This is a genomic window from Micromonospora taraxaci (assembly GCF_007830095.1).
GTDB classification, from domain to species: Bacteria; Actinomycetota; Actinomycetes; order Mycobacteriales; family Micromonosporaceae; genus Micromonospora; species Micromonospora taraxaci.
In genome coordinates, this window is the sequence record NZ_VIWZ01000001.1 from 2563166 (window position 1) to 2587694 (window position 24529).

General features: G+C 69.3%; 23 protein-coding genes. 15 read left to right on the top strand and 8 right to left on the bottom strand.

The window, feature by feature from the left end; all coding sequences use genetic code 11:
* Positions 1–13 precede the first annotated feature (13 nt).
* Entirely contained in the window at positions 14–883 is an 870-nt protein-coding gene (locus FHU34_RS11975; RefSeq protein ID WP_145780021.1) for a helix-turn-helix transcriptional regulator, read from the bottom strand.
* A gap of 132 nt (positions 884–1015) precedes the next feature.
* Between FHU34_RS11975 and FHU34_RS11980 the strand changes: the two genes are divergently transcribed.
* The 5 genes from FHU34_RS11980 (at position 1016) to FHU34_RS12005 (ending at position 5380) form a co-directional block, all read left to right on the top strand.
* The gene (locus FHU34_RS11980; protein ID WP_145780022.1) at positions 1016–1921 is read left to right on the top strand and encodes an oxidoreductase; all 906 of its coding nucleotides are present in this window, start codon (positions 1016–1018) and stop codon (positions 1919–1921) included.
* Between the two features lie 36 nt (positions 1922–1957).
* Positions 1958–2638 carry a helix-turn-helix domain-containing protein gene (locus FHU34_RS11985; RefSeq protein WP_145780023.1) on the top strand — a complete coding sequence of 227 codons (681 nt, stop codon included), beginning with the start codon at positions 1958–1960 and terminating at the stop codon, positions 2636–2638.
* A 409-nt stretch (positions 2639–3047) separates the two neighbouring features.
* Positions 3048–3605, top strand: coding sequence for a hypothetical protein (locus FHU34_RS11995; protein ID WP_145780024.1), 558 nt, complete (start codon positions 3048–3050; stop codon positions 3603–3605).
* Position 3606: 1 nt separating this feature from the next.
* Positions 3607–5028, top strand: a complete 1422-nt coding sequence (locus FHU34_RS12000; protein ID WP_145780025.1) for a dihydrolipoyl dehydrogenase family protein — start codon at positions 3607–3609, stop codon at positions 5026–5028.
* A gap of 46 nt (positions 5029–5074) precedes the next feature.
* Entirely contained in the window at positions 5075–5380 is a 306-nt protein-coding gene (locus tag FHU34_RS12005; RefSeq protein ID WP_145780026.1) for an EthD family reductase, read from the top strand.
* 192 nt (positions 5381–5572) lie between these two features.
* On the opposite strand, the gene FHU34_RS12010 is transcribed toward FHU34_RS12005, so the two are convergent.
* From FHU34_RS12010 to FHU34_RS12030, 5 genes are read right to left on the bottom strand one after another with little or no spacing between them, the layout of a single operon-like run.
* Positions 5573–5908 (bottom strand): DUF4387 domain-containing protein, encoded by a 336-nt coding sequence (locus tag FHU34_RS12010; protein WP_145780027.1) that lies wholly within the window; start codon positions 5906–5908, stop codon positions 5573–5575.
* On the bottom strand, positions 5898–7271 hold the full coding sequence (locus tag FHU34_RS12015; RefSeq protein WP_208744967.1) for an acyclic terpene utilization AtuA family protein: 1374 nt from the start codon (positions 7269–7271) through the stop codon (positions 5898–5900). Before FHU34_RS12015 ends, FHU34_RS12010 begins: the two co-directional genes overlap by 11 nt.
* Before the next feature lie 29 nt (positions 7272–7300).
* Positions 7301–8965 (bottom strand): FAD-binding dehydrogenase, encoded by a 1665-nt coding sequence (locus FHU34_RS12020; protein WP_145780029.1) that lies wholly within the window; start codon positions 8963–8965, stop codon positions 7301–7303.
* Entirely contained in the window at positions 8962–9906 is a 945-nt protein-coding gene (locus FHU34_RS12025) for an NAD(P)-dependent oxidoreductase (RefSeq protein ID WP_145780030.1), read from the bottom strand. The genes FHU34_RS12020 and FHU34_RS12025 overlap by 4 nt, the downstream gene beginning before the upstream one ends.
* Positions 9906–11165 (bottom strand): MFS transporter, encoded by a 1260-nt coding sequence (locus FHU34_RS12030; RefSeq protein ID WP_145780031.1) that lies wholly within the window; start codon positions 11163–11165, stop codon positions 9906–9908. The genes FHU34_RS12025 and FHU34_RS12030 overlap by 1 nt, the downstream gene beginning before the upstream one ends.
* 98 nt (positions 11166–11263) lie before the next feature.
* On the opposite strand from FHU34_RS12030, the gene FHU34_RS12035 reads away from it, so the two are divergent.
* From FHU34_RS12035 to FHU34_RS12045, 3 genes are all read left to right on the top strand, one after another.
* Positions 11264–11953 carry a GntR family transcriptional regulator gene (locus FHU34_RS12035; RefSeq protein WP_145780032.1) on the top strand — a complete coding sequence of 230 codons (690 nt, stop codon included), beginning with the start codon at positions 11264–11266 and terminating at the stop codon, positions 11951–11953.
* On the top strand, positions 11950–13047 hold the full coding sequence (locus FHU34_RS12040; RefSeq protein ID WP_145780033.1) for a tartrate dehydrogenase: 1098 nt from the start codon (positions 11950–11952) through the stop codon (positions 13045–13047). Before FHU34_RS12035 ends, FHU34_RS12040 begins: the two co-directional genes overlap by 4 nt.
* An 88-nt stretch (positions 13048–13135) precedes the next feature.
* Positions 13136–13987, top strand: a complete 852-nt coding sequence (locus FHU34_RS12045) for an ATP-grasp domain-containing protein (protein ID WP_167524806.1) — start codon at positions 13136–13138, stop codon at positions 13985–13987.
* Between the two features lie 461 nt (positions 13988–14448).
* On the opposite strand, the gene FHU34_RS12050 is transcribed toward FHU34_RS12045, so the two are convergent.
* Positions 14449–14820, bottom strand: a complete 372-nt coding sequence (locus tag FHU34_RS12050; protein ID WP_145780035.1) for a VOC family protein — start codon at positions 14818–14820, stop codon at positions 14449–14451.
* A gap of 93 nt (positions 14821–14913) precedes the next feature.
* Here FHU34_RS12050 and FHU34_RS12055 point away from each other — a divergent pair, with 93 nt between their 5' ends.
* The 5 genes from FHU34_RS12055 (at position 14914) to FHU34_RS12075 (ending at position 21105) form a co-directional block, all read left to right on the top strand.
* A complete protein-coding gene (locus tag FHU34_RS12055) occupies positions 14914–15879 on the top strand; it encodes a helix-turn-helix transcriptional regulator (protein WP_145780036.1) in 966 nt (321 codons plus the stop codon).
* An 877-nt stretch (positions 15880–16756) separates the two neighbouring features.
* Positions 16757–17329: an RNA polymerase sigma factor gene (locus tag FHU34_RS12060; protein WP_145780037.1), complete on the top strand. Its 573-nt coding sequence runs from the start codon at positions 16757–16759 to the stop codon at positions 17327–17329.
* The gene (locus FHU34_RS12065) at positions 17326–18471 is read left to right on the top strand and encodes a hypothetical protein (RefSeq protein WP_167524807.1); all 1146 of its coding nucleotides are present in this window, start codon (positions 17326–17328) and stop codon (positions 18469–18471) included. Before FHU34_RS12060 ends, FHU34_RS12065 begins: the two co-directional genes overlap by 4 nt.
* 508 nt (positions 18472–18979) lie before the next feature.
* A complete protein-coding gene (locus FHU34_RS12070; RefSeq protein ID WP_145780039.1) occupies positions 18980–19672 on the top strand; it encodes a response regulator transcription factor in 693 nt (230 codons plus the stop codon).
* Between the two features lie 74 nt (positions 19673–19746).
* Positions 19747–21105: a HAMP domain-containing sensor histidine kinase gene (locus FHU34_RS12075; RefSeq protein WP_244311623.1), complete on the top strand. Its 1359-nt coding sequence runs from the start codon at positions 19747–19749 to the stop codon at positions 21103–21105.
* Between the two features lie 56 nt (positions 21106–21161).
* On the opposite strand, the gene FHU34_RS12080 is transcribed toward FHU34_RS12075, so the two are convergent.
* Complete coding sequence (locus tag FHU34_RS12080) at positions 21162–23306, bottom strand: MMPL family transporter (protein WP_145780041.1); 2145 nt, start codon at positions 23304–23306, stop codon at positions 21162–21164.
* A 150-nt stretch (positions 23307–23456) separates the two neighbouring features.
* On the opposite strand from FHU34_RS12080, the gene FHU34_RS34015 reads away from it, so the two are divergent.
* Both FHU34_RS34015 and FHU34_RS12085 read left to right on the top strand, forming a co-directional pair.
* Positions 23457–23579, top strand: a complete 123-nt coding sequence (locus FHU34_RS34015; RefSeq protein WP_280116479.1) for a hypothetical protein — start codon at positions 23457–23459, stop codon at positions 23577–23579.
* A gap of 33 nt (positions 23580–23612) precedes the next feature.
* The gene (locus tag FHU34_RS12085) at positions 23613–24455 is read left to right on the top strand and encodes a hypothetical protein (RefSeq protein WP_244311624.1); all 843 of its coding nucleotides are present in this window, start codon (positions 23613–23615) and stop codon (positions 24453–24455) included.
* Positions 24456–24529: the final 74 nt, after the last annotated feature.

A 24529-nucleotide genomic window follows, 5' to 3' on the forward strand; every position in this document is an offset into this window, starting at 1 on the left:
GACCATCCCTCTATCATCGAGCGAGTGCTGAGCGGGTCGCGTGCAATGACGCCAGGAGCCGCAGCCGGTCCGCGTGGGCGCTGCCCGGCTCGGCGGTGAAGACGAGCATGACGGCGCCGGGACTTCCCGGCAGGGGGTAGGTGTCCCAGTCCAGGACGATGTCTCCTACCTCGGGCACCCGGAAGGTCTTGGTGCCGCTGACCGAGTCGCGTACGTCGTGCTGGGCCCACAGCCGCCGGAACTGGGCGCTGCGGATGCTCAGCTCGCCAACGATCGCGGTGGCGCGCGGGTGGGTGGGGTCGGTGGCGACGGCGGCGCGCATCATTCCGATGTAGTCCAGAGCCTGCCGCTCCCAGTCCGGACAGCCGCGCTCTCCCGTCAGCGTGTCGTCGAACAGCAACAGGAGCATGTTGAGCCGGCCGGTCGGGTAGGTATCCGGGTCGCCGAGCAGCGCCTGCGCCATCGGGTTCCAGTCGAGCAGATCGAGATGCCTGCCGAGTACGACCGCAGGGGTGTCCATCACCCGCAGCAGGCGCTGTGTGCCCTCCGGCACCCGCTCCGGATCGCGGTTGACCCGGGCGGGCATCGATCGGCGGGCGGCGTGGGCCAGGGCGAACAGGTGCCGGCGTTCCTTGTCGTCGAGGTTGAGCGCACCGGCAAGCGCGTCCAGGACGTCGTCGGACGGGCGTACCTCCCGGCCCTGCTCGATCCGCTGATAGTAGTCAGTGCTCAGCCCGGCCAGCAGGGCCAGCTCCTCGCGCCGCAGTCCGGTGACCTTGCGCCGCCCGCCCGGCTCCAGCCCGACGTCGTGGGGACGCAACCGGCTACGCCGAGCGCGTAGGAAGTCGCCGAGCTCACGAGCGTACGGATGAGGGCTGTTCATGCCGCAAGTGTGCAGCGGTCCGGACCGCCGAAGGTAGGTCCCTCAGACCTAGGGAACCGAGAACGATAGAACCGGCCCGGATCGCTCCTAACGTCAGTGGGCCAGCGACACCGACACCTCCAGGAGCAGCAGATGACCGGATGGACCGCCGACCGCATTCCCGACCAGCGGGGTCGCGTTGCCGTCGTGACCGGCGCGAACTCAGGCCTCGGCCTGGTCACGGCAGCCGAACTGGCCAGCCACGGCGCCCACGTCGTGCTCGCCGTTCGCGACACCCCCGCCGGCGAGAAGGCCGCCCGCCGGATCGGCGGCGACGTCGAGGTGCGCGAGCTGGATCTGGCCTCCCTCGCCTCCGTGCGAGCCTTCGCGGCGACGCTGGCCGACGACCACCCGGCGATCGACATGCTGGTCAACAACGCCGGTGTAGTGCTGCTTGGCCCGCGCCGCACCTCCGCCGACGGATTCGAGCTGCAGCTCGCCACCAACATGCTGGGCCACTTCGCGCTGACCGGCCTGCTGCTTGGCAACCTGGCCGCTGCGAGGGAAGCCCGCGTGGTCACTCTCAGCTCGATCACCCACAAGAACGCGCACCTGGACTTCGATGACCTGATGTTCGAACGCGGCTACCGGGCAGCCTCCGCCTACGGCCGATCCAAGCTCGCCACCACGATCTTCGGCATCGAACTGGACCGTCGCCTGCGTGCCGCCGGGGCGCCGATCGTCAGCGCGCTGGCCCACCCCGGTCTCACCCGCACCAACCTGACTCCGCGCGCCTGGGAGCACCGTGGCCGGTTCGGGCGGCTGATCGCGTGGGCCGGTTTGTTGGCAACCCAGCCGGTGGCGCAGGGCGCACTGCCGCAGTTGCGTGCCGCGACCGATCCCGGTGTGCGGGGCGGCCAGTTCTTCGGCCCGGCCGGGCTCTGGGAGACGCGAGGCAGGGTCACCGAGGCCCGGCTCAGCCGGGAGGCCGCCGATCCGGCCGTCGGCACGCGGCTGTGGGCGGCGGCGGAGGAACTGACCGGCGTCCGCTATCTCTGACCTACGGCGGTCACCGGGCTCCCTGGTCCACGTCGCGTGTGTCGAGGCCCATTCGCCCGATCGAAATTCGAAGTCCCAGAGCCCGGCACGGTGACCCGGCTCGGCACCACACCCGTTCGGACGCGCTTGGTCACCATCTTCTACGACTGCGACCACACCGCGCGCACCCAGGTTCTCCCTGCCCTGCCGGACCTGCTTCACATCCCTGGTGGCGACGGCACCGAAGGGGTCGACGACATAGTTCGCCTTCTCACCCGGGAACTGGCCCACCCCCAGTTCGCCGGTACGGCGGTGCTCGACAACCTCGTCGACATCATGCTGATCCAGTTGCTACGCGCCTGGCTGCCCGGCCGGCCCGGCGACCAGCGCGGCACCTGGCTCGGCATGCTGACCGACCCGGTCGTCCATCAAGCCCTCCAGCACCTCCACGCTGATCCTGCGCACCCTTGGACGACCGCGAAGCTGGCCGCCACCCTCGCGGTGTCGCGGGCGACGCTTGCCCGGCGTTTCCCGGCCGCCATCGGCCAGAGCCCGGTCGCCTACCTGACCCAGTGGCGGATGGACCTCGCTGCCGCCCGCCTGCGGGGCGGCTCCGGATCGGTCGAGGCGGTCGCCGCGTCTGTCGGCTATCTCTCGGTACCGGCCTTCAGCCGCGCCTTCACACGCGCCTATGGGCAGGCACCTGGCCGCTTCCGCAGCGCCACCCAGCCAGCTTGAGCCGATCGACGTTGCAGTACTAGCCCGCGCATTCGGTCGACTGCCGCTCGGCAGTGATCTGGAGAAGTCCTTCCACGCCACGGAGGAAGGTCTCGGACACCAACACGGGGTCGAAGAGGCATCCGGCTGCCATGGCACCGTCGCGGAGCATGACGAAGTGACGCGCGGCGGCGCCTCGGCGATGATCCGATCTACGCCGACGGAATGGATGCCCTCCGAGTAGAAGATCCTGGTGGCCGTGGTGAGGAGCCGCTGGCGCGCCTCGGAGGGCCGGGCCCCGGGTGCGGTGGACGTCATATCGTCATCGCGCCGGATAGAACGTTCGGTCTTGACGATCCGGGGAGGGTCTGTCATGCTGGATGAGACAGAACGATCGGTCTACCCAGCCCCTCCGCTGAAAGGGTCACCCGTGACCACCATTGCTTCGCCCGGTATTTCCCAGACGGCTTCCGCGCTGCGGCGGCTGTACTTCACCCGCTTCGCATTCGCCATCGTCTGGGCGCTCGTGACGATCGCCACCGCCAAGGAGATCAGTCCGCTCGCGGTAGCGCTGTTCGTGCTCTACCCGCTGTTCGACGTGGGCGCCGCGATCTACGACCTTCGTTCGTCGCGGGCCACCGGCTCGCCGGCCCTGCTGTACGTCAACATCGCGGTCAGCCTGCTCGCCGCCGCCGGAGTGGGCGTCGCCAGCTCGTCCGGTATCCCCGCCGTCCTGCGGGTGTGGGGCGCCTGGGCGGTCGTGGCCGGTCTGGTCCAGTTGGTCGTGGGTGTCACCCGCCGCAGGATGGGCGGCCAGTGGCCGATGATCATCAGTGGCGGCATCTCGACTCTGGCTGGTGGGTCCTTCATCGCCAGCGCTGCGGCGGCCAACCCGTCGCTGACAAACGCCGCCGGCTACGCCATCCCCGGCGCCATCTTCTTCCTCATCGCCGCCGTCCGCCTCGGTCGCGCCGCGAAGGCCAACTGACATGACCACCATGGAGTACGACGTCATCGTGATCGGCGCCGGTCCGGTTGGAGAGAACGTGGCCGATCGGGTCGTGCGGGGCGGGCTGAGCGCCGCGATCGTCGAGCGGGAGTTGGTTGGCGGTGAGTGCTCGTACTGGGCCTGCATGCCGACGAAGGCGTTGCTGCGCAGCGCCTCCGCGTTGCGGGCGGCACGTCACCTGCCGGGTGCGCGGGAGGCGGTGACGGGAGACCTGGACGCGGCTGCGGTGCTGGGCCGGCGGGACTCCTTCGCGTCGCACTGGAAGGACGACGGGCAGGTGTCCTGGCTCGAGTCGGCGGGGATCGCGCTGCACCGCGGCCAGGGACGGATCGTGTCGACCCGGGCCGTCGAGGTGACCGACGCCGACGGGGCCACGGCCAGGTTGACCGCGCGGCACGCCGTGGTCGTCGCGACCGGCAGCAGCGCCCTGCTACCGGATATCCCGGGGCTGCGCGAGTCGGCGCCGTGGTCCAGCCGCGAGGCGGCTTCGGCCAGTTCGGTTCCCCGTCGGCTCGCCATCATCGGTGGTGGCGTCGTGGCAGCCGAGATGGCGACAGCGTTCGCCGCACTCGGATCGTCGGTGACGGTGCTGGCCCGCGACGGCCTGCTGCCGTCGGCGGAGCCGTTCGCCGGTGAACTGGTCACCGAGTCGTTGCGCGAGGCCGGTGTGTCCGTACGCCTCGGCGCGGAGGCCGTTGCCGTCAACCGCGACGACAGCGGAGCCGTCCACATCAAGACCGCCGCCGGCGAGCGGATCGAAGCTGACGAGGTGCTGGTGGCGGTGGGTCGCACACCAAACACTCAAGACATCGGCCTCGACCGGGTCGGGCTGGCGCCGGGTGCCTGGCTGGCGGTCGACGACACCTTGCGCGTCGTCGGCGGCGGCGAGTGGCTCTATGCGGCGGGCGATGTCAACCGGCGGGTGCTGCTGACCCATCAGGGCAAGTACCAGGCCCGGGCGGTGGGCGACGTGATCGTGGCCCGCGCGAAGGGTGCGACGGTCGAGGACGGCCGGTGGGGCCGGCACGTGGCGACGGCCGACGAACGTGCGGTGCCACAGGTGGTCTTCACCGACCCGGAAATCGCGTCGGTGGGCCTGACCGCGGCTGCGGCCGAGGCGGCTGGGCTACGGATCCGCGTCGTGGACTACGACCTTGGGGCCGTGGCCGGAGCTTCCCTGCACGCCGATGGCTACCGGGGACACGCCCGCATGGTGGTCGACGAGGACCGAAAGGTGATCGTCGGCCTCACTCTCGCAGGCCCGGACGTCGCGGAACTGATCCACGCCGCGACCATCGCCATCGTCGGCGAGGTCCCGCTGGACCGACTCTGGCACGCGGTTCCTGCCTACCCGACCGTCAGTGAGGTGTGGCTGCGGCTGTTGGAGACCTACGGCCGCTGAATTCAGATCTGCAGCGTTAGTTCCGTCCCAATTCGAGGAGAGTCCCATGCCCACCAAGATCACAATCATCATCGACAACCCTGCGAGCCCCGACGACTTCGAGCGGGCTTACGCGGACGTGAAGGCTGCGGCAGCGACGTTCCCGAAGCTGCAGCGACTCGAGTCTGCGAAGGTGTGGCCGAAGGAGGATGGCACCGCCACCCCCGCGTACCGGACGCTCGACCTCTACTTCGACAGCTACGAAGACGCCTCCGCAGCAGTCGCGACAACCGTTGCAGCTGATGTCTTCGGCGCCCTCGTGGGGACGCAGGTCACGTTCAAGGGGCTGTTCTCGGACATCGAGCAGGCTTAAGGGTTACAAGATCCCCGGGCGTAGGCAGAAACGACGCCTACGCCCGGTTCCTCAGCTGCAGCGGGCTTGTTCGGGCCCAGAATCGCCCGGCTTTTGCACCGTCGTGGTTGCCGCAACCTCAGTGGAATGCGCGCGGCAGTGCCGCTGCCCGCGAGTCCCGAGGTGCTCCCGCTGATCCGGTTGGCACTGGTCTCAGTGCGACTCCGGCAGCGGGAGCATGGCCAGGGGCACATGGTGCTGCCCGGCGTGGATGTCGCGGTCGCGCAGGCTGCCCTGCGCCACGGGGCGCGGGAACGAAATCTTGACGACGTTCAGCGCCGGTATCCGGAAGATGCGGATGGCGTCAGCCGGTACGCCGTAGAGGCGGGCGATCAGCGGCGCGTCCAGGAAGCCTGGGTCGGCTACCAGGGCGTACCCGGCAGTGTCGCGCATGAACAGCTCCATCGTCACCCAGAACGGGCCGGCGTTCTTCGACCGCACCTCCAGCGCGAGGTCGGCGACGGTGCGGGGGTGGGCGTTATCGGACATCGCTGTCCTCCGGGAGGTGGATGCGGAAGAGGCTGGTGGGCGAGTCCACGTCGACGACGTGGTTGAGGACGAACTCGTACGCTGCCCCGCGCTCGGTCTCTGCGGGGGAGTAGGGAAATGCGAGGCTGGGCAGGTAGTCCATGTCGGGTGTGGGCAGGTGCAGCATGAGCGGATTGGCGATCTTCGCGACGGCGGTGGCCGTCTGCTGATCCACGGCGCTGACCAGGAGCATCACGCCGACCTCACGGGGTGTCCGGGTGTCCGGGTCCTTTGCCTCCAGCACGGCGTCGTAGCCGTACAGGCGAATGTCGAAGGCGTAGTCGTCGGCGCTGAGCCCGAGCGTCTGGGCGACCCGATCCGTCGTGACCCGGCGCAGCAGCTGTGCCCAGGTGGTGATCTGGCCGAGGATGTGCGGGTCGCGGATGGCGGTGAACGACATCGTCTCGTAGCCGGTGATCCGGGCCCCCTCAAGCTTGTTCGTGTACGGGGCCGGCTCGAACCGGGAGCCCTCCACCCGTACCCGCCGCTCGTCCAGGGCCCGGTAGGTGGCGTCGGCGACCATCAGCGTGCCGGCCGGTTCCCGCATCGAGAACGGGTCGGCGGTCTCGTAGAGCATGTGCGCGGCGACCGAGGTGGGCGTGCAGGCGACGGCCGGGTCGAGCGGCTCGACGGTGAAGCCGGTGGCGTCGATGGTGGCGAAGACCCCGCTGGAGCGCGGGTTCGTGGTGCACTGCGCGCCGCACTCGATGATCTTTGCGGCGTGCCAGGTCGGGCCGGCCGGCATGCCGGCCATCAGCGGGAAGGCGGCGGCCAGGGCGGTGTCGGTGGCGCGCCCGGCCAGTACCACGTCGGCTCCGCCCGCCAGCGCCTCGGCAATCGGCTCATGGCCCATCATCGCGACGATGTGCTGGCAGCTGTCCAAGGTCGCCGGGTCGAGGTCGCCGGCCGGCGGGAGCGGGTGGATCCGGCCCTTGTCGAGATGGTCCTTGAGGTCGATGGCGCGCTGCTCGCTGTAGATGGTGGCGACCCGCAGGTCCAGCGCTTCCTCAGCCAGGATGCCGCGGGCGATCCCGGCGACCCAGTCCACGCCGGAGTCGGTGCCGCTGGTACCGCACGAGCCGACGATCAGCGGAATGCGCGCCTTCGCCGCCGCCCGGAGCAGGAGGCGCAGGTCGCGGGCCACGGCCGCGGCGGTGGTCTTGGCCGTGCCGGTGCCCAGATAGTACGGGCCGGAGTCGGTGGACCCTCCGTCCACGGCGATGACGTCGGCACCGAGCTCCAGTCCACGGTCGACGATCTCGGGCGGGAATCCCGAGCCGAGCATGCCGGAGGGCACGAGAATGCGTACGCAGTCGCGGGTCACGGTTTCCTCATTTCGCGGGTACGAGCCGGTCATCCGACGGTGGTGGCCACGGCGCGGCCGGCCTGGCGGCCGGAGAAGAGGCAGCCGCCCAGGAAGGTGCCTTCCAGCGCGCGGTAGCCGTGCATGCCGCCACCACCGAACCCACTGGCCTCGCCGGCGGCATAGAGTCCGGGCACCGGCTGGCCGGCGCCGTCCAGCACCCGACCATCGAGGTCGGTGTGCAGGCCGCCCAGGGTCTTGCGGGTGAGCACATGCAGGCGTACGGCGATCAGCGGCCCTGCCTTCGGGTCGAGGAACCGGTGCGGCGCCGCGGTCCGCATGAGCCGGTCGCCCCGGTAGTTTCGGAAGTTGCGGATGGCGGCGATCTGCATGTCCTTGGTGAAGCTGTTGGCCAGCTCCCGATCGCGTGCCTCGATCGTGCGCTGGATGTCGAGCGGGTCCAGCAGAGGCTCGTCGGTGAGCGCGTTCATGCCCTTCACCAGCTCGTCCAGCCGGTTGGCTACGACGAAGTCGGCGCCCTGCCGCTTGAATGCCTCCACCGGTGCCGGTGCGCCGCCACGGAGGCGGCCGAGTACCTGTTTGACGCTGCGACCGGTCAGGTCCGGGTTCTGCTCGGAGCCGGAGAGCGCGAACTCCTTCTCGATGATCTTCTGAGTGAGAATGAACCAGCTGTGATCGTGGCCGGTGGTACGCAGGTGGGCGAGCGTGCCGAGGGTGTCGAATCCGGGGTAGAGCGGCACCGGCAGCCGTCGTCCGCGCGCGTCGAGCCAGACCGAGGACGGCCCGGGCAGGATCCGGATGCCGTGCGCGTCCCAGATCGGGTTCCAGTTCTGGATGCCCTCGACGTAGTGCCACATCCGATCGGGGTTGATCACTGCGCCGCCGGCGTCCTGCGTGATGGTCAGCATGCGGCCGTCCACATGGGCGGGCACACCGCTGATCATGTGGGTGGGCGGGGTGCCGAGCCGTGCCGGCCAGTTGCGGCGGACCAGGTCGTGGTTGCCGCCGATGCCGCCGGAGGTGACGATGACGGCCTGCGCGGTGTAGGCGAAGTCGCCGATCTCCTCCCGCGAGCTGGCGGTGCCGCGGGCGGCGTCGCTGGGCTCCAGGACCCGGCCCGTGGCGCCCACCACCGCGCCGTCGCTGACGGTCAGTGCGTCGACCCGGTGCCGGAAGGCGAACCGGACGAGACCGCGTCCGGCGGCCTCCCGCACGATCGCGATGAAGGGTTCGAGCAGGCCCGGCCCGGTACCCCAGGTGACGTGGAAGCGGGGCACCGAGTTGCCGTGTCCGGTGGCGTCGTAGCCCCCACGTTCGGCCCAGCCGACGATGGGGAACATCTTCACGCCGAGGCCCCGCAACCACGCGCGTTTCTCGCCGGCGGCGAAGTCGACGTACGCCTCGGCCCAGCGCCGTGGCCACGCGTCCTCGGGGCGGTCGAACCCGGCGCTGCCCTGCCAGTCCTGCCAGGCGAGTTCGGTCGAGTCGCGGATGCCCATCCGGCGCTGTTCGGGGGAATCGACCAGGAACAGGCCGCCGAACGACCAGAATGCCTGGCCGCCGAGGCTCTGCTCGGGCTCCTGGTCGAGTAGCAGGACGGATCGGCCGGCGGTGACGAGTTCGGCGGTGGCCACCAGTCCGGCGAGGCCCGCGCCGATCACCATCACGTCCGCATCCGCTGTCCTGGTGGTCATGCCGGCTCCTTCAATTCGGTGAGCGAGTGGGCGGGCCGGCCGTCGAGGGCGGCGACGAGTTCCTTGGCGCCCTCCATCCCCGCGGCCAGCCGGGCCTCGGCAGTCTGCCCGGCCATGTGCGAGTAGACAGTGATGCCGGCCACGCCGCGCAGGATGCTGTCGGCGGGCAGCGGCTCCACGTCCACCACGTCGAGGGCTGCGCCCGCCAGCCGGCCGGACCGGACCGCCTCGACCAGGGCGGCCTCGTCGACGAGCGGCCCGCGTGCGGTGTTGATCAGGTGCGCGCCTGGCTTCATCCGGGCCAACGCTGCGCTGTCGATCAGATGGCGCGTGAGCGGGGTCAGTGCGGTGTGGACCGACACGAAGTCGGCGTCGCGCAGCAACTCGTCGAGCGTGACCCGGGTGACCGGCCCGGGCAGGCTGCCGGTGCACAGCACTGTCATGCCGAAGACAGCGGCCAGCGGCGCCACGCGCTGGGCCACCGCGCCCCGCCCGATCAGGCCGAGCGTCCTGCCGCGCAGCTCGTGGCCGTCGGTGCGGGGCCAGCCGCCGGCGGCCACCCCGGCGGCCATCGGCACCAGGTACCGGGCCTGGGCGAGCAGCAACCCCATGGTGTACTCGGCCACCGCGTTGGCGTTGATCCCGGGCAGGTTGCTCACGCTGATCCCGAGCCGGCCGGCGGCGGTCACGTCGACGGAGTCGTACCCGACTCCGGTACGCACGACGGCGCGCAGGTCGGATGCCTGGCGCAGCACCCCCGCGCTCATCGGCTCGTTGGCGATCAGCGCCCCCTCGACGCCGGCCAGGGCCGCGATCAGCTGCTCCGGCCGGCGGGGTCCCCGCATGGGGTCGTGCCGCGTGGTGAAGCCGAGCCCGGTCAGGTAGGTGTCCACCTCGTCGCCGGGGGCGAGGTAGTCAGTGGTGATGAGGATGGTCGACATCATTCGCTTCCGGTGAGGGTGACGGCCCGGTTGGCCCGGTGCACACGCTGCAGGCGTTCGAGACGGACGACGACGAGCAAGGCGAGTAGGGAGAGCACGGCGATGTAGAGCGGCATCCCGTCCCAGCCGACCAGGTCGATCACGGCGCCGATCAGGGCGGGGCCACCGAAGCCGCCCAGGTACCAGGTGACCGCGTACAGGCCGGTGTAGGCGCCGAACACCCTGCTGGACGGCGCCAGGTTCCACAGCGCCACCGCCGCGTTGATCGTGAAGGCGGCGGCGCCGGCCGAGGCTACGCAGAACGCGACGACAGTACTGGTGGCGGTCTGCACGACGGCGCCCGCCGCCAGCGCGACGGCGAAGACGCCGATGCCCACGAGGATGATCCGCAGCCGTCCGAAGCGCTCGGCCAGCAGCGCGGCCGGATAGGCGGCAGCCACGTAGACGATGCCGCTGGGCAGGGTGAGCCCGCCCGCCTCGCCGCGGCTCAGGCCCAACGCCTCCATGCCGTACGGGGTGATCAGCGACCGTGAGGCGAACCATGCCCCGCCGAAGAGCAGGACGGTCAGCAGCAGCAGGAGCCGGCGGCGGTCCTGGTCGGTGAACAGTCCGGCGACGATCTGCCGCAGCGGTTGGCTGACCGCGGCGGGACCGGCGGAGGACTCTTCGGCCACCGCGGCCTGGTAGGCCGCCGAGCGGCTGTCGCGCACGTTGGCCAGCAGCACGAACGTGGCGGCCAGCATGATCGCCGACGGGATGACGAACGCCGCCCTCGGATGCTCGTCCACCACGAGCAGGCTGATCAGCGACGCGACGATGATGGTCAGTGCGGTCGCGATCTTCACGACGGCGTTCGCCCGGCTGCGCCGTTGCGGGGGCAGGAAGTCCGGCACCAACGACTCCGCCAGCGGTCGTGTGGTGTTGGCGATCAGCGCGTAACAGAACATCACCACGACCAGCGTGGCCAGCGACGTGGTCCACGGCAGTAGGACGAAGACCAGCGCGGCCAGGGGCATGCCCACCGCGAGGTACGGGATCCGCCGCCCCCACCGGGTCCGGGTGTTGTCGGACCGGTTGCCGATCCAGGGCTGGATGAAGATTCCCAGCAGGTTGTCCATCCCCATCAGCGCGCCCACGAGCGCCGCGCTCGTCACGTGCTCGCGCAGCAGCACGGGCACCTGATTGTCATAGAAGTTCCAGGTCGACTCCTGGGCGAAGAGTGCGAGGGCTATGAAGAACGTGATCCGCCGGTTGGACACACGTCCACCTCCTTGTGTCCCCGGTCACGGTAAATTGCTGTAGCAAACTCGTCAACAGTTGCAAACGAAGTTGCTATGTCATGCGCTAGAGTGCGGTCATGACGACAGCCGGCACGCTCGCCGATCAGGCGTACCGACAAGTTCGCACCGCGATCGCCACCGGCGAACTCGCGCCGGGAGAAAAGGTCACCGAGCGCGGCATGGCCGAGCGGCTCGCGGTCAGCCCGACCCCGGTCCGCGAGGCCCTGCGTCGGCTGGAGCTCGACGGGCTGATCGAGCGGATCGGGCCGCGTACCGTGCTGGTCGCCGCCATCCGCGACGCCGCCATCGACGACCTCGCCGAGGTGGAGGTCGGCCTGCGTGGCCTCGTCGCCCGCTTCGCCGCCCGACACGCGACCGCCGAGCAGCTCGACGCGCTCGACGCCATTCTCGACCGCGCCGACGACCTGCTGATCCTCCTCAAGGAGCGTTCCGCTCAGGGCGGGCCGGTCGAGCGGCACCTCACCGAACTGCTCGACACCATGCAGCAGTTCAACGACACGGTCAGCGCCTGCGCGCACAACCCGGTGCTGGTCCGAATGCTCGAGCAGAGCCGCGTGTTCTCCCGCCCGCAGCGCCGCGAGCTGCTTCTGCAACGGGTGGCGGAGGACGACACGTTCGGCCTGGAGCGATACAGCAGCCACCGGGCGCTGGTCCGGGCGCTACGGGCAGGCGACTCCGCCGCCGCGGAGCGCATCGCACTCGAGGACTCGCAGGGCGGCCTCGCAGCGCTTCGGGAGGCGCCGTGACCACCCACCGGATCGCCGTGATTCCCGGCGACGGCATCGGCAAGGAGGTCGTCCCGGCCGGCCTCGACGCGCTGCACGCCACTGCGCGTCGTTTCGGCCTGACGCTCGACTTCGAGAGCTTCGATTTCGCCAGCGCCGACTACTGGCAGAGGCACGGCGACATGCTGCCGCCCGACTGGGAACAGACGCTGCGTGGTTACGACGCCATCTACTTCGGCGCGGTGGGCTGGCCGGAGGTCGTACCCGACCATGTCTCGCTCTGGGGCAGCCTCCTGCAGTTCCGGCGGGTCTTCGACCAGTACGTGAACCTGCGCCCCTGCCGGCTGATGCCCGGCGTCCGCAGCCCCCTGGCCGGCCGGCTCCCCGGCGACATCGACTTCGTCGTCGTCCGGGAGAACACCGAGGGCGAGTACTCCAGCGTGGGTGGGCGGATCTTCGAGGGCACCGACCGGGAAACCGTCCTACAGGAGACGATCATGACACGCGTCGGCGTCGACCGTGTCCTGCGCTTCGCCTTCGAGCTGGCCAGCCGTCGCCCGAAACGGCACCTGACGTCCGCCACCAAGAGCAACGGCATCTCCATCTCCATGCCGTACTGGGACGAGCGGGTGGCCGCGATGGGCGAGCGGTTCCCCGACGTTCGCCTCGACAAGTTCCACATCGACGCGCTCGCGGCGCAGTTCGTGCTCCATCCGGAGTGGTTCGACGTGGTCGTGGCCAGCAACCTGTTCGGCGACATCCTTTCCGACCTCGGCCCGGCCTGCACCGGCACACTCGGAATCGCCCCGAGCGCCAACATCAACCCTGGTGGTGAGCACCCGAGCCTGTTCGAGCCCGTGCACGGCTCCGCACCCGACATCGCAGGCAAAGGCATCGCCAACCCGATCGGCCAGATCTGGTGCGGCTCGATGATGCTGGAGCACCTCGGCCACCCCGAGGCCGCCGCCCACCTGCTCGGCGCGGTCGAGGACGTCCTGGCGTACGGGCCCGGACAGGCACCATTGACCCCCGACCTGCACGGCACCGGCACGACGGCGGAGCTGGGCCGGGCAATCGCCGAGAGGGTCAGCGAACGTCCGTCCGGCGCTGCATGAGGTGGCGGCAGGTCGTCGCCCCGCTCAACTGGCTGAACGTGTGGCCGGCGGTGCCGACCGAGGCGGCCGCCTCGGGCAGGATGTCGGCGTGATCTTGTTGGTTCCCGCGGACCCGCTGCGGCCGCGTCACCCGGATGAGCACTTCGCCGCAGAGGCGCGGGCTGCACGTGTTGCCGGCCTGGATGTGGCGGTGGTCGACCATGACGCGTTGGCGCGGGGCGGGGATGTGCGCCGCGCGGTCGCGTCGGTATCGAGCAGCGGTATGGCTGTGTACCGCGGCTGGATGCTGCGTAGCGAGCAGTACGCCATGTTCGCTGAGGTGCTCGCTGAGCGTGGTGTGGTGTTGCGGACTGGTGCTGAGCAGTACCGGCTGGCGCATGAGCTGCCTGGCTGGTATGCCGCTCTGGCTTCCGTGACCCCGCCATCAGTCTGGACCACGGGCTCCGAGCGGGCGGACTTCGACCGCGCGCGTGCCGTGCTGGGCGCGGGACCAGCGGTGTTGCGTGACTACAGCAAGTCGATGAAGCACTACTGGGACGAGGCCGCGTTCATCCCTGACCTCGGGGAGGGTGCGGCTGCGTGGAGCGTGGCGAGGCGCTTTCTGGAGCTACGTGACGACGACTTCGTGGGCGGGCTCGTGCTGCGGCGCTTCGAGCGATTCGCCTCGACCGAGGTACGCACGTGGTGGATCGACGGCGTGTGCGTTCTGGTAGGGCCGCATCCCGATAGTCCGAACGATCCGGCGCCGGTCGAGGTCGATTTGGCCCCGGTCGCTCCGTTGGTCGGCGGGCTCGGGCTGCCTTTCATCACCGTGGACCTCGCTCTCCGCGAGGACGGCGTATGTCGGGTCATCGAACTCGGCGACGGGCAGGTCAGCGACCGACCAAACACCATCGCATCTCAAACAATGATCGACATCCTGCTTGCCCGGGTTGGCTGATCGGCTATTCGCCTGAGCGTCCGCTCTCGCCGCCGATCAAGCACCACACGCCGCCGGATCTGTTTGGCCCGCGACGGAACAAGTCGTCGGGCTGGATCGCCGGACCGAGGAGAGGTCGATTCTGCCGCGAGGCGCGCGCTACGCAGTGTCCTGCCGAGCTGGCCTGAGTGCCGTCCGGACGTGCCGATGTGAGCGCGTTCGCTGCTGTTCCCCTATGAGTGTTACTGGAGCAGGTTGAGCTGAGACTTCTCACCCGACTGGCAGCGCGGATGTCACTCACCGGATGTCAGTTACGCGCCGAGGTGGCTGGCCCAGCAAGATGACCTCCGAGAAGATCGCGGTAGCCCGCAGGTGTACACCTCCGAGGAGTGCACCGTCGACGTGGGGCACTCGTCGTCCTCTCGAAGTCGGACAGCGGCAGGCGCGACACCTGGCGTGCGCGCCTGCCGCATTGTGGCCTTTCAGCCCTTCGGTGCGACCCGGATGCGGTTCCCGTCAGGATCGGCTGCGAGGAAGGTCAGCCCGAACCCCGCATCGTGAGGCTCGTGCAGGATCGTGACGCCCTTGGACTGCCACTGCTTGAAGATCGCGTTGATCTCGTCGGGTCGTCCACCGCCGATGGCCAGGCAAACCTCACTGGTACGTGGGACGTTCGGCGACAGATCCTCGAACTGGCCGGACCACAGAGCGAGGTCAGCGCCCGGCCCGAGGTCGAAGGTGATGTATCCCGGAGTCTCGAACGAAGGGCTCATGCCGAGGAGGTCGCCGTAGAAACGAGCTGCGGCGGGAGCGTCGTTCACATAGACGATGGACACGACGGACGTGGTGGTCATGGTTGTTCCTTCTCACAGGTCGTAGGTACGCATCCACCAGCCTGGCCGGAATATGCGCCGCATGGTGTCGCAATTTCCTGGAAAACTTGGTGTGTGACCCCGGACCGCTTCTTCGCCGTGATGCTGCTCCTCGATTCGAGGGATGGCGCGACCACACAGGAACTTGCCTCAGCGCTCGGGGTTTCCCTCCGAACCATCACCCGGGACCTGAACTGGCTCCGCGACGCCGGACTGCCCGTGACCGCACACCGGGGCCGCCTCGGCGGCGTGACCATGCTGCCCGGATCCGGGCTCGACCTCACCCGACTCACGCCTGACGAGCGTGATCAACTCTCGCTCATCGGGCTGGATGAGAAGCAACGTGCGGAGCTCGACGCATCGGCCGAAGGCCAGCGCGCGCTCGCCAAGCTCGCCGCTACACAGTCACGTCGAGTTCATGAGCTCCTGCCGCTCACCGACGTCGTGCACGTGGACAGCCGTCCCTGGCACCAGACACGAGCTTCCGGCACGACTCCGGCTTCGCTGATCGGCTCAGTGCGGCGAGGTCGCCAGCTACGGATCGTGTACGACAGCCCACGCGAGTCATGCCCACGCGACCTGGTCGTGGATCCCTACGGGCTGCTCGCCAAGGCCGGCATCTGGTACCTCGTTGCCGACTGTGCCCGAGTGCCACGGATGTACCGACTCGAACGGATCACCACGTGGAAAGAAGTCGACCAGCCACGACGGCTCCGCGAGAACCAAACCCTGGCCACCGTCGCTGCAGCGCTCATTGATCAGTGGGCACACAACCACGCGATAGAGGTCAGCGCCACCATCGACCAGACCCAGATCGAGCGAGCGCAACGGATTTTCGGCTTACGACTCGTCCGGGACAACCATGAAGAATCCGCCACCGGCCATAAGGTGAGAATTCGCTTCATGCATCTTGAGGACGTACGAGCATTGCTGCCGTTCGGAGGCGCCATCACGGTACACGGCCCCACCGAAGCCAGGGCTTACCTCCGCGCCCTCGCCGCCGACCTTGCCCGCCACTATGCGCCGTCACCAACGTCCTGACCAGCAATACCTGGTTGTCCGCGAGGATGCACACCACCCTGACGTCAAGATCAACTAACTCTCATGCCGCTGATCGGGCGCCACGTCCGTGACGGTGCGTCCAAGCGACCAATGTGGGCGCGGAAGCCAACGCTGGTAACAGCAAGGTCTAGGGCCTGTTTCATAAGAGCGGTCGAGCCGAGGCGGAGTCCGGGCGGCGATCCGGCAAGGCGCGGTTTCGTCCGGATACCGGTGTTGTATCCGGACGAAACCGCAACGCCGCCGGGCGTCGTCCGGGCCCGCCGCAGGCCGGCCAGGTCTTATGAAACAGGCCCTAGGGGTGCCAGCTCACGATCGGTCGGTGGTCGCCGGTCTGGCTCAAGCCGGGTTTTGGGAGAGCCGACTGGGCCAGAGAGGGTGCGGGGTCCTGTTTCACAACGGAGTGCTTCGGAGCCACGGGCAGCAGTTGACAGTGCTCTATGTTTCCTGGCAGGGGAGGGCGCGCAATTGTGGGCGTGGAGCCAGGCGGGTAGGGCCGCTCGTCGGGCGGTCTCGGATCGGTAGGCCCGGTCGTCGCGCCAAGTCGGGCGAGCCGCCATTTCTCGGCGCCCCTGGCAGCCCCGTCGAGAACCAGATCCAGCCTTGAAACGGCGGGGAGACTGCCGATGTTGGGGTGGCAGCCTCGCTGTCGCGACGCTGCCTCCATCTTCCGACTTCAGCCCTCGGCCCTGGCCTGGGCGCCACGCTTGGGCCCAACGCTGACCGCACCGCACCGCCGCCGCTCATGCCGCCGAGCGGTCGCTATTGGGCGACCGCCTGCCGTCCGATCCCGCGCCTGAACACTTCCCCGCCTGATCGGCAATGTCAGGGTGAAGCGCGGACTTTGCCGAGGAGGGCCATGGCTTCGGATGCGGATTTGATAGGCCGGTCGCTGGATGGCGATGTCGACGCCTTCGTAGAGGTGGTCGAGCGTCATGAGGCCGCCGTCGGTTCGTACCTCGTTCGCCGGGCTGGGCGGGATGCGGCTGAGGACCTCCTGGGCGAGGTTTGGGTTGCGGCGTTCGAGTCGCGGCGATCCTACGACCGGTCGTACAACGATGCGCGGCCGTGGCTGTACGGGGTGGCGTTGAATCGCTTGCGGCGCTACTGGCGGTCCCGGCCGGCCGAGGACCTGGTCGCCGACGTGCCGGACGTCGCTACTGGATGGGATCCGTGGTCGGCGGTGGACCTCGGCGTGGACGCCCGGGCGGTACTCCGGTCGGCCCTGACGCGGCTCAAACCCGAAGAGCGGGAGGTCCTGAGGCTCGTCGCCTGGGAGGACCTGACCGCAGCCGACGCCGCGCGGGCACTCGGCATACCGGCCGGCACCGCGCGGCGGCTGCTGAGCCAGGCCAGGACGGCACTGCGCGACGCCCCGGGGGTGTCCGCGCTTCTGAAGGACCGCAACAGCGCGAAGGAGAGACACCGATGACCGACGAGCTCGATCTGGTCGGTGCGTTGGGCAGCGCAGAACCACTACGCCCGGAGGCGTATCAGCGGGCGCGGGCGGTGCTGCGAGCGGCTATGGCCGACCCCGGAACCGTGCGGCTGCCGGGCGCGATATCAGCGGCGGACACGACTATGGAGGCGACGTCAACCATGGAAACGACGACAACCACGCGGGACCACGAATCCAGGCCGGCGCTTCAGCGCCGCCGCAGGATCGGTATCGCGGGCCGACTGGGCATCGGCGCCGGGGTGGGGGTTGCCGCCGCGGCGGCAGTCGTCGCTGTGGTGCTCAACTCGTCGGCGACCGGGGGCATGGAGGCCAGCAAGGATTCGTCAGCCGCCACCTCGGGCTCGACCACCGTCGACGGGTCGGCCGAGCGCGCGCCGCTGATGACCCTGGCCGGGTCCATCAAGACGGTCACCCCGGCGACGGGCGACGCGTGGCTGGTGAAGGCGACGCAGGTCCACGGCACCAAGACCATGCAGGTCGTCTATACGCTGTACACCGACGGTCACGAGATCTATACGGGCAACAGCGTGAAGGACATCAAGCGTGCGATCGCCCGTCACCAGGACCAGATGACGGACGGCGGTTACGCTCCGCTCCTCAAGGCAGCCGTCGCCGCGGCGGACAGCAGCCCGGCCGACGGTCGGACCCAGATGCTCAAGGTTGCCAAGGATCCGTTGGTGGGCCTCGACCCCGTAGCGCAGAAGGCGGTGTGGGACAAGCAGCAGGCGGACGTCCAGGTGATCATCAAGCAGAAGGGCGGCAACGCCGAGCCGAAGCCGTACAGCCCCCAGGCCGTTCAGCGGCACTTCGACAACGCTCTGTGGACGTACAGCACCCAAGCGCTGTCCGCTGGCGACGGCAACACGCGGGTCCGGGCCGGTGTGCTGCGTCTGCTGTCCACCATCTCCGCGGTCAGTGTCAAGAACTCGACCACCCACGGCAAGGCGACGCTGACGATCACCGCCGGCCCTGAGGTGTTCGGCGGCGAGGGCAGCGAGGTGCTGACCATCGACGCTACGACCGGCATGCTGGTCAAGGACGTCTCCACCGTGCCGGGCCTTCCCCAGGCCTCCACGACGTACGAATCCTCCCGCGTGACGAAGGCCGACCTGTAGGCCGGGAACTCCCACCCACCAGCATTCCGGCAGACGGGCGTAACGCGCCCGGCGTTCGACAACGGTGCGGGCCGCCCAGAGGCGGCCCGCACCGTCGTTTTGTTGTATCGCACTGCCCGTGTCTGACTGCGATGATCGACGCGTGACGTACATCCCGGACCTCTGGTGGGGGAGTGTGCGCAGGTCAAGGCGGTAAGGAGCCATTGGTTGGCCTGGCCTCGCAACTGGGAGCAGATTGGGTGCGGGTTGGCGAAGAGGTCACCGCGACCGAAGTGCTCACCAACGCCGGGCAGAGACGCGGACTATGACCTGTGGTGATGGAGATCGCGCGATGTGGCGTGACCGCCCAGTGGATGCCGAAGTGGTCAGCGCTCGCTGCTCCCCGCATTGCTCGTGTACCCCGGCCGCGGGTCGCTGACCGTCATAGTGACCGGTCTTCTAATCCTGGCCTCAGGTTGATCGGGGACCATGAGCGGCAAAAGCATCGACTGGAAGGGGACGCGTCGGCATGCGGATCATGATCGCGGATGATGACGCGGCCATCCGTGATTCGCTGGAGCGGGTTCTGCAGGTCGAGGGTTACGACACCAGCATCGTCGCCAACGGTCTCGCCGTGCTCGACGGGGTCGGTGGGGCCGGCGGTGACACGCTGGATCTGCTGATCCTCGACGTGATGATGCCCCGCCTCGGCGGGTTGGAGACCTGCCGGCGGTTGCGGGCGGCGGGTCGGGATCTGCCGGTGCTGATGCTGACCGCTCGTGATCAGGTCTCGGACCGGGTCGCAGGGCTGGATGCGGGCGCCGACGACTACCTGCCCAAGCCGTTCGCCACCGAGGAGTTGCTGGCCCGGGTGCGGGCCTTGCTGCGCCGGCGCACGCCGGGCGACGGGGAGTCGCAGGTCCTGTCGTTCGCCGACGTCCGGATCGATCCCGACAGGTTCGAGGCGTGGCGGGGCGGGCGGCCGCTGCGCCTGACCCGGACCGAGTTCTCCCTCCTGGAGGTCCTCGTGCGTAACGCGACCCGGGTGTTGACCCGCGACGTGCTGTTCGAGGCGATCTGGGGCTTCGACATGAGCGCCACCGCCAACAACCTCCAGGTGTATGTGAGCTACCTGCGCCGCAAGATGGAGGCCGAGGGTGAGCCGCGATTGATCTACACGCTGCGCGGCCTGGGATACACGTTGCGGCAGAGTCCTCCGTGAGCAGGCCCGTCGGCCGGAAACCGCGTCGGCTGACCCGATGGTGGCGCCGGCGGTCACTGCGGACCAGGCTGACGGTGATCGCGGCGACGGCCATCGCGGTCAGCGTGTTCATGGCCTTCCAGGTGGCCAGCGAGCTGCTGGACGGGGAGCTGCGGGACACCGCCGAGGATCAGCTGCGCGCCGACTCCCGCGTCCTGGCGACGGACGCGGAGCGCGCCGGTCTGGCGCAGGTCCAGCTACCGCCGTATCCCGGATCCGGTCGACTGGTGCGGGTCATCCTGCCCGACGGCTCGACCCGGACGCCGCCCGGTCAACCCGCGCTGCCCCCGGTCAGCGAGCACGCCGGGCGCGTGGCGCAGGGCGCGTCTGCCGACCTGATGGAGTCGAACGACATGGACGAGGACGGCTACCTCGTCTACACGCTGCGGGCGGGCGACGGCGCGGTCCAGGTGGCCCGCGTCGCCAACGACAGCCCGATCAACCGGTTCGGGTTCGGCATGCTGCTGATCGGGCTGCTCTGCGTGGTCGGCGGCGCCCTTGTCGGGCGGACCGTGGCGCGGGCCGGGCTGGCACCGATCGACCGGCTGACCGCCGCCGCGGTACGCGTCGCGCACACCCGGGATCTCGACGCCGACATCCCGGATGAAGGCGGTGGGGAGATCCGGCGGCTGATCCAGTCGATCAACGACATGCTCGCCGCGCTCCGGGACTCCCGGCGGGCCCAGCGGCTGCTCGCCGAAGACGCCGCCCACGAGCTCAAGACCCCGCTCACCAGCCTGCGCCTCAACGTCGAGTTGCTGATCCGGCTCGATCGGCGCGGAACCCTGGACAGCGCACTGCCGGCGGAGAGCCGGACCCGGCTGCTCAACGACCTCGGCGCCCAGGTAGCCGAGTTGGGCACCCTCGCCGCCGAACTGACCGACCTGGCGCGCGGTGACGTCACCGACGAGAGCACCGACCTGCTCGACCTCGCCGACGTGGTGGTGGCCGCCGCGACCCGGGCGCGTTCCCGCGTGCCCGACGTCGAGGTCGCGCTCGACGTCACCTCCGTGTGGGTGAGCGGGCGTCCCGCTGCGCTCCAACGGGCGGTGCTCAACCTCATCGACAACGCCGGCAAGTGGTCCCCCGCGGACCAGCTGGTCCAGGTCCGGCTCCGTGCCGAGGGCGCGTCGGCGGTGCTCGAGGTCGACGACGCCGGGCCGGGCATCGACGCCGCCGACGTACCCCGGGTGTTCGACCGGTTCTACCGTGCCGACAGCGCCCGAGCGTTGCCCGGATCCGGTCTGGGGCTGTCGATCGTTCAGCGGGTCGTCGACGCCCACGGCGGCCGGGCCACCGTCGCCCGCTCCGCACGCGGTGGTGCGCTGCTTCGGGTCGACCTTCCGGCCGCGGCCCCGCCCGGTCGAATCACGCGGCCCACCGCCGGGTCATGAAAAAGATCCGGGACGGGCCTGAGGTCCCGTCCCGGATCTCGCCCGTGCCGCCGCGCTCACCGTCGCAGCGCGGGCTCCTCGTCAGCGAACGACTGTCGCCCGTCCGGCGGCTCCACCGGTCCGGACAGCCGGCTCGGCCACCACATCCGCCGGCCGATCAGCAGGGTGAGGGCGGGCACCAGGACCGATCGCACCAGCAGGGCGTCGAGCAGCACGCCGAAGGCGACCAGGAACCCGACCTCGATCAGCATCACCAGCGGAAGTGAGACGAGGACCGCGAACGTGGCCGCCAGGACCAGGCCTGCCGAGGTGATGACGCCACCGGTGGCGGAGAGGGCTTTGAGCATGCCCTCTCTGGTGCCGAGACGCACGGCCTCCTCCCGGGCACGGCTGGCCAGGAAGATGTTGTAGTCGACGCCGAGCGCCACCAGGAACAGGAATGCCAGCAGCGGCACCGAATAGTCGATGCCCTTGAACCCGAGGATCGTGTCGAAGAGGAACACGCTGCCGCCGAAGGCTGCGGCGAATGAGACGACCACGGTGGCCATCAGGACCAACGGGGCCACGACCGCGCGCAGCAGCAGCCCGAGCACGATCAGGACGACGGCGAGCACCAGCGGGATCACCAGCTTCTCGTCGCGGCTGGTGGTCACCTCGGTGTCGAGGTTCTCCGCACTCGGCCCGCCGACGATCGCCTCCGCCCCGCTCACCGCGTGCACGGCGGTGCGCACCCGCTTGATCGTGTCGTACTCTGCGACGGTGTCCGGCGCGTCCGTCGGAAACACGGAGATGTCGGCCCAGCCGCCCTTGGTCTGACCCGGGATGGCCATGGCCACACCGCGGGTGCCCTTGACGATGTCGAGCACCCGCTCCTGGTACGCCGGCCGTGCGAAGATCGTCATCGGCTGGCCGCCGAGCTCCGGGAAGTGCTGGCGGAGAACGGTGAAGCCGGTGACCGACTCCGGCGCGGACAGGAACTGGTCCTGCTCCCGCAGGGCGCCGGTATTGCCCGCCAGCCCGAGGGCGAGCACGCCGAGGACTCCGAGCGAGCCGAGCGTCGCCACCCATCGGCGGCGGCTGATGGCGGTGCCAAGCCGTCCCCACAGCCCTGGCTTCTGCTCCACGGCCGTGCTGAACCGCGGGATGGCCGGCCAGAAGATACGCCTGCCGAGCACCACGAGCACCGCCGGGAACAGCGTCAGCATGGCCACCAGCGCGCACAGAATGCCGGCCGCACCGATCGGGCCCAACCCGCTGGTGCTGTTCAGGTCCGCGACGAGCAGGCAGAGCAGGCCGGCGACCACGGTGGCCGCGGACGCGACGATCGCCGGTGCCGCGCCGCGCAACGCGTGGACCATCGCAACCCGGACGTTCTCGTGGTGGTGCAGTGCCTCCCGATATCGAGCGATGAGCAACAGCGCGTAGTCCGTGCCGACGCCGAATACCAGGATCGTCAGCAGCGCCGAGTTCTGGTCGTTGACCACGATGCCGAAGCCTTTGACGAGCAGGTAGACGCTCGCCATCGCGGTCAGTGCGGCCACGCTGACGACCACCAGCGGGATGAACCACAACACCGGGCTGCGGTAGGTGAGGATGAGTAGGAGCGTTACGACGACGACGGTGGTGAGGAAGACCTGCAGGTCGATGCCGTCGAAGACGGCATCCATGTCGCCATCGACAGCGGCCGGGCCGGTCACGTCGAGTTCCAGGCCGGCGGGGCGGTCCTTTGCGGCGTCACGCAACGGCCCGACGATGGCCTCCGGTGCGCCGTAGGTCGTGCTCACGTCGAGGGTGAACATCATCGCCTTGCCGTTGGTGGAGAGTCTCGTCGGTGGGCCCTCGTCGTCCTCGCCGGCCGGGACCGCCACCTTCGGCGGGTACCGCTTGACAAAGGTGTTGTAGTGGCGCTCGGCCGTCGCGCGGTCGGCGTCGGTCATGCCGCCGGCGCGGTGGTACACGAACACGAACGTGTTGTCCTCACCACCGGGGAGACTGTCCTCCAGCACCGCCACCTTGGTGGACTCGGCACCGGCCGGCAGGGTGTCCACGGCTCTGTCGGTAGTGACCGAGCTCAGCTTCCCGCTCAACGGCACCATGACCGCCGCCAGCGCCACCCACAGGCCAATCACCAACCACGGCACCCACCGGCCTGCCAACCGGCCGGCCGGCGCTTCCCCGGACGGCGCTGCGTTGACTGCCATCACTAGCCTCCTACAGACGGGTCACATCGCTTATCTGACGCCGACTTCGTACCGAGCGAATCTGAGACGACTGTTAAAACGGCGCTCAGGTCGGTCGGCCCTTCACATCGGCGGTGACTACCAGGTCTTCGTCGACCTAGAGTCAGCCGCGTGTACTTCGTGTGTCGGTGGCGAGAGGAATCGCCGTTCAGCAAGCGGGTGGTCACCCTGCCCGACGTGACCGTGCTCGACTGGTTCCGCCGGGGCTGGGGCTGCGACGACCCGGAAGGGTGAATCAACAGCGAGCTGGGCGATGAGGTGTACGGCTTGGACTCCATCTTCGAGGCGGCACTGGAGCGCAACCTGCCACGGCCGGAGACCGTCGACGAGCTGCGTGAGTTGCTGAACGAGCACCTCTGGGTGGAGGGCGATGACGAGAGCACCTTCATCCGGCTCGGCGAGCATTCCCTGAGGGTGCGTACCGACGACGACGAGGTGGACCTCGCCTACTACTTCGTCGACGACGAGGCCGCCGTCGCGTCGCCCGACCGGCTTTCGTTCCTGCTGCACGACACCTGGCCGCTGCCCGGCGGCGTCGCCGCGCCCGGCGCCGTCTTCAGCCATGGCGTACCTGTCCGTACCGTTCGGCTGGCTCCGCCCGGGCCCGACTGCGTGTTCTCGGTCCGCCTCTGCTGGGAATCACCCGATACCGGCCGCAACCTGAACCTGGTCGGCGCCACAGCCTTTCCCGGCCTCACCCTGCCGGACCTCGCAACCCTCCTGCGCGACGCCGACGACGCCCACAGTTGGCCGCACGACACCCGGCTGCTGCGGGCCCTAGCCGCCCCCGGGGGAAACGACATCGGCTCCGCGCTGGAGCGCTACGCCCGGCTACCCGGATATGCCCCGTCGCCCGCCAACCTTGACACAGTGTCTGCGCACGACGCGATCCACCGGGAGATGCTGGAGCTGTTGGTCTCGGAGCGGCCCGCCGAGTCTCAGATCCGGCTGGACGCGCACATCGCGCAGGTCGCCCGCTACATCGACGACTTCTTCGGCTTCGACCAGTGGTTCCTCTTCGACACCCGATGGGCGACGGGACACCCGCACCTGGCCCGCTCGCTGCTGCGCTATGCAGCTCACTGGGACCCGTACGAGGCGCAGCACTGAGATCGCTTCTCGGCCCGCGAAGGATGGTTGAGGCCGATGTCAACGCGGGCCTGAACTACGCCGAACAGCACCGG

What these genes read in the sequence shown, in the direction of transcription:
- FHU34_RS12010 (WP_145780027.1), bottom strand. Translation starts at nt 5,908, where the DNA reads ATGTCCGATAACGCCCACCCCCGCACCGTCGCCGACCTCGCGCTGGAG.
- FHU34_RS11975 (WP_145780021.1), bottom strand. Translation starts at nt 883, where the DNA reads ATGAACAGCCCTCATCCGTACGCTCGTGAGCTCGGCGACTTCCTACGC.
- FHU34_RS12050 (WP_145780035.1), bottom strand. Translation starts at nt 14,820, where the DNA reads ATGACCACCACGTCCGTCGTGTCCATCGTCTATGTGAACGACGCTCCC.
- FHU34_RS12035 (WP_145780032.1), top strand. Translation starts at nt 11,264, where the DNA reads ATGACGACAGCCGGCACGCTCGCCGATCAGGCGTACCGACAAGTTCGC.
- FHU34_RS12020 (WP_145780029.1), bottom strand. Translation starts at nt 8,965, where the DNA reads ATGACCACCAGGACAGCGGATGCGGACGTGATGGTGATCGGCGCGGGC.
- FHU34_RS12080 (WP_145780041.1), bottom strand. Translation starts at nt 23,306, where the DNA reads ATGGCAGTCAACGCAGCGCCGTCCGGGGAAGCGCCGGCCGGCCGGTTG.
- FHU34_RS12070 (WP_145780039.1), top strand. Translation starts at nt 18,980, where the DNA reads ATGCGGATCATGATCGCGGATGATGACGCGGCCATCCGTGATTCGCTG.
- FHU34_RS12005 (WP_145780026.1), top strand. Translation starts at nt 5,075, where the DNA reads ATGCCCACCAAGATCACAATCATCATCGACAACCCTGCGAGCCCCGAC.
- FHU34_RS12025 (WP_145780030.1), bottom strand. Translation starts at nt 9,906, where the DNA reads ATGTCGACCATCCTCATCACCACTGACTACCTCGCCCCCGGCGACGAG.
- FHU34_RS12065 (WP_167524807.1), top strand. Translation starts at nt 17,326, where the DNA reads ATGACCGACGAGCTCGATCTGGTCGGTGCGTTGGGCAGCGCAGAACCA.
- FHU34_RS12060 (WP_145780037.1), top strand. Translation starts at nt 16,757, where the DNA reads ATGGCTTCGGATGCGGATTTGATAGGCCGGTCGCTGGATGGCGATGTC.
- FHU34_RS11980 (WP_145780022.1), top strand. Translation starts at nt 1,016, where the DNA reads ATGACCGGATGGACCGCCGACCGCATTCCCGACCAGCGGGGTCGCGTT.
- FHU34_RS12000 (WP_145780025.1), top strand. Translation starts at nt 3,607, where the DNA reads ATGACCACCATGGAGTACGACGTCATCGTGATCGGCGCCGGTCCGGTT.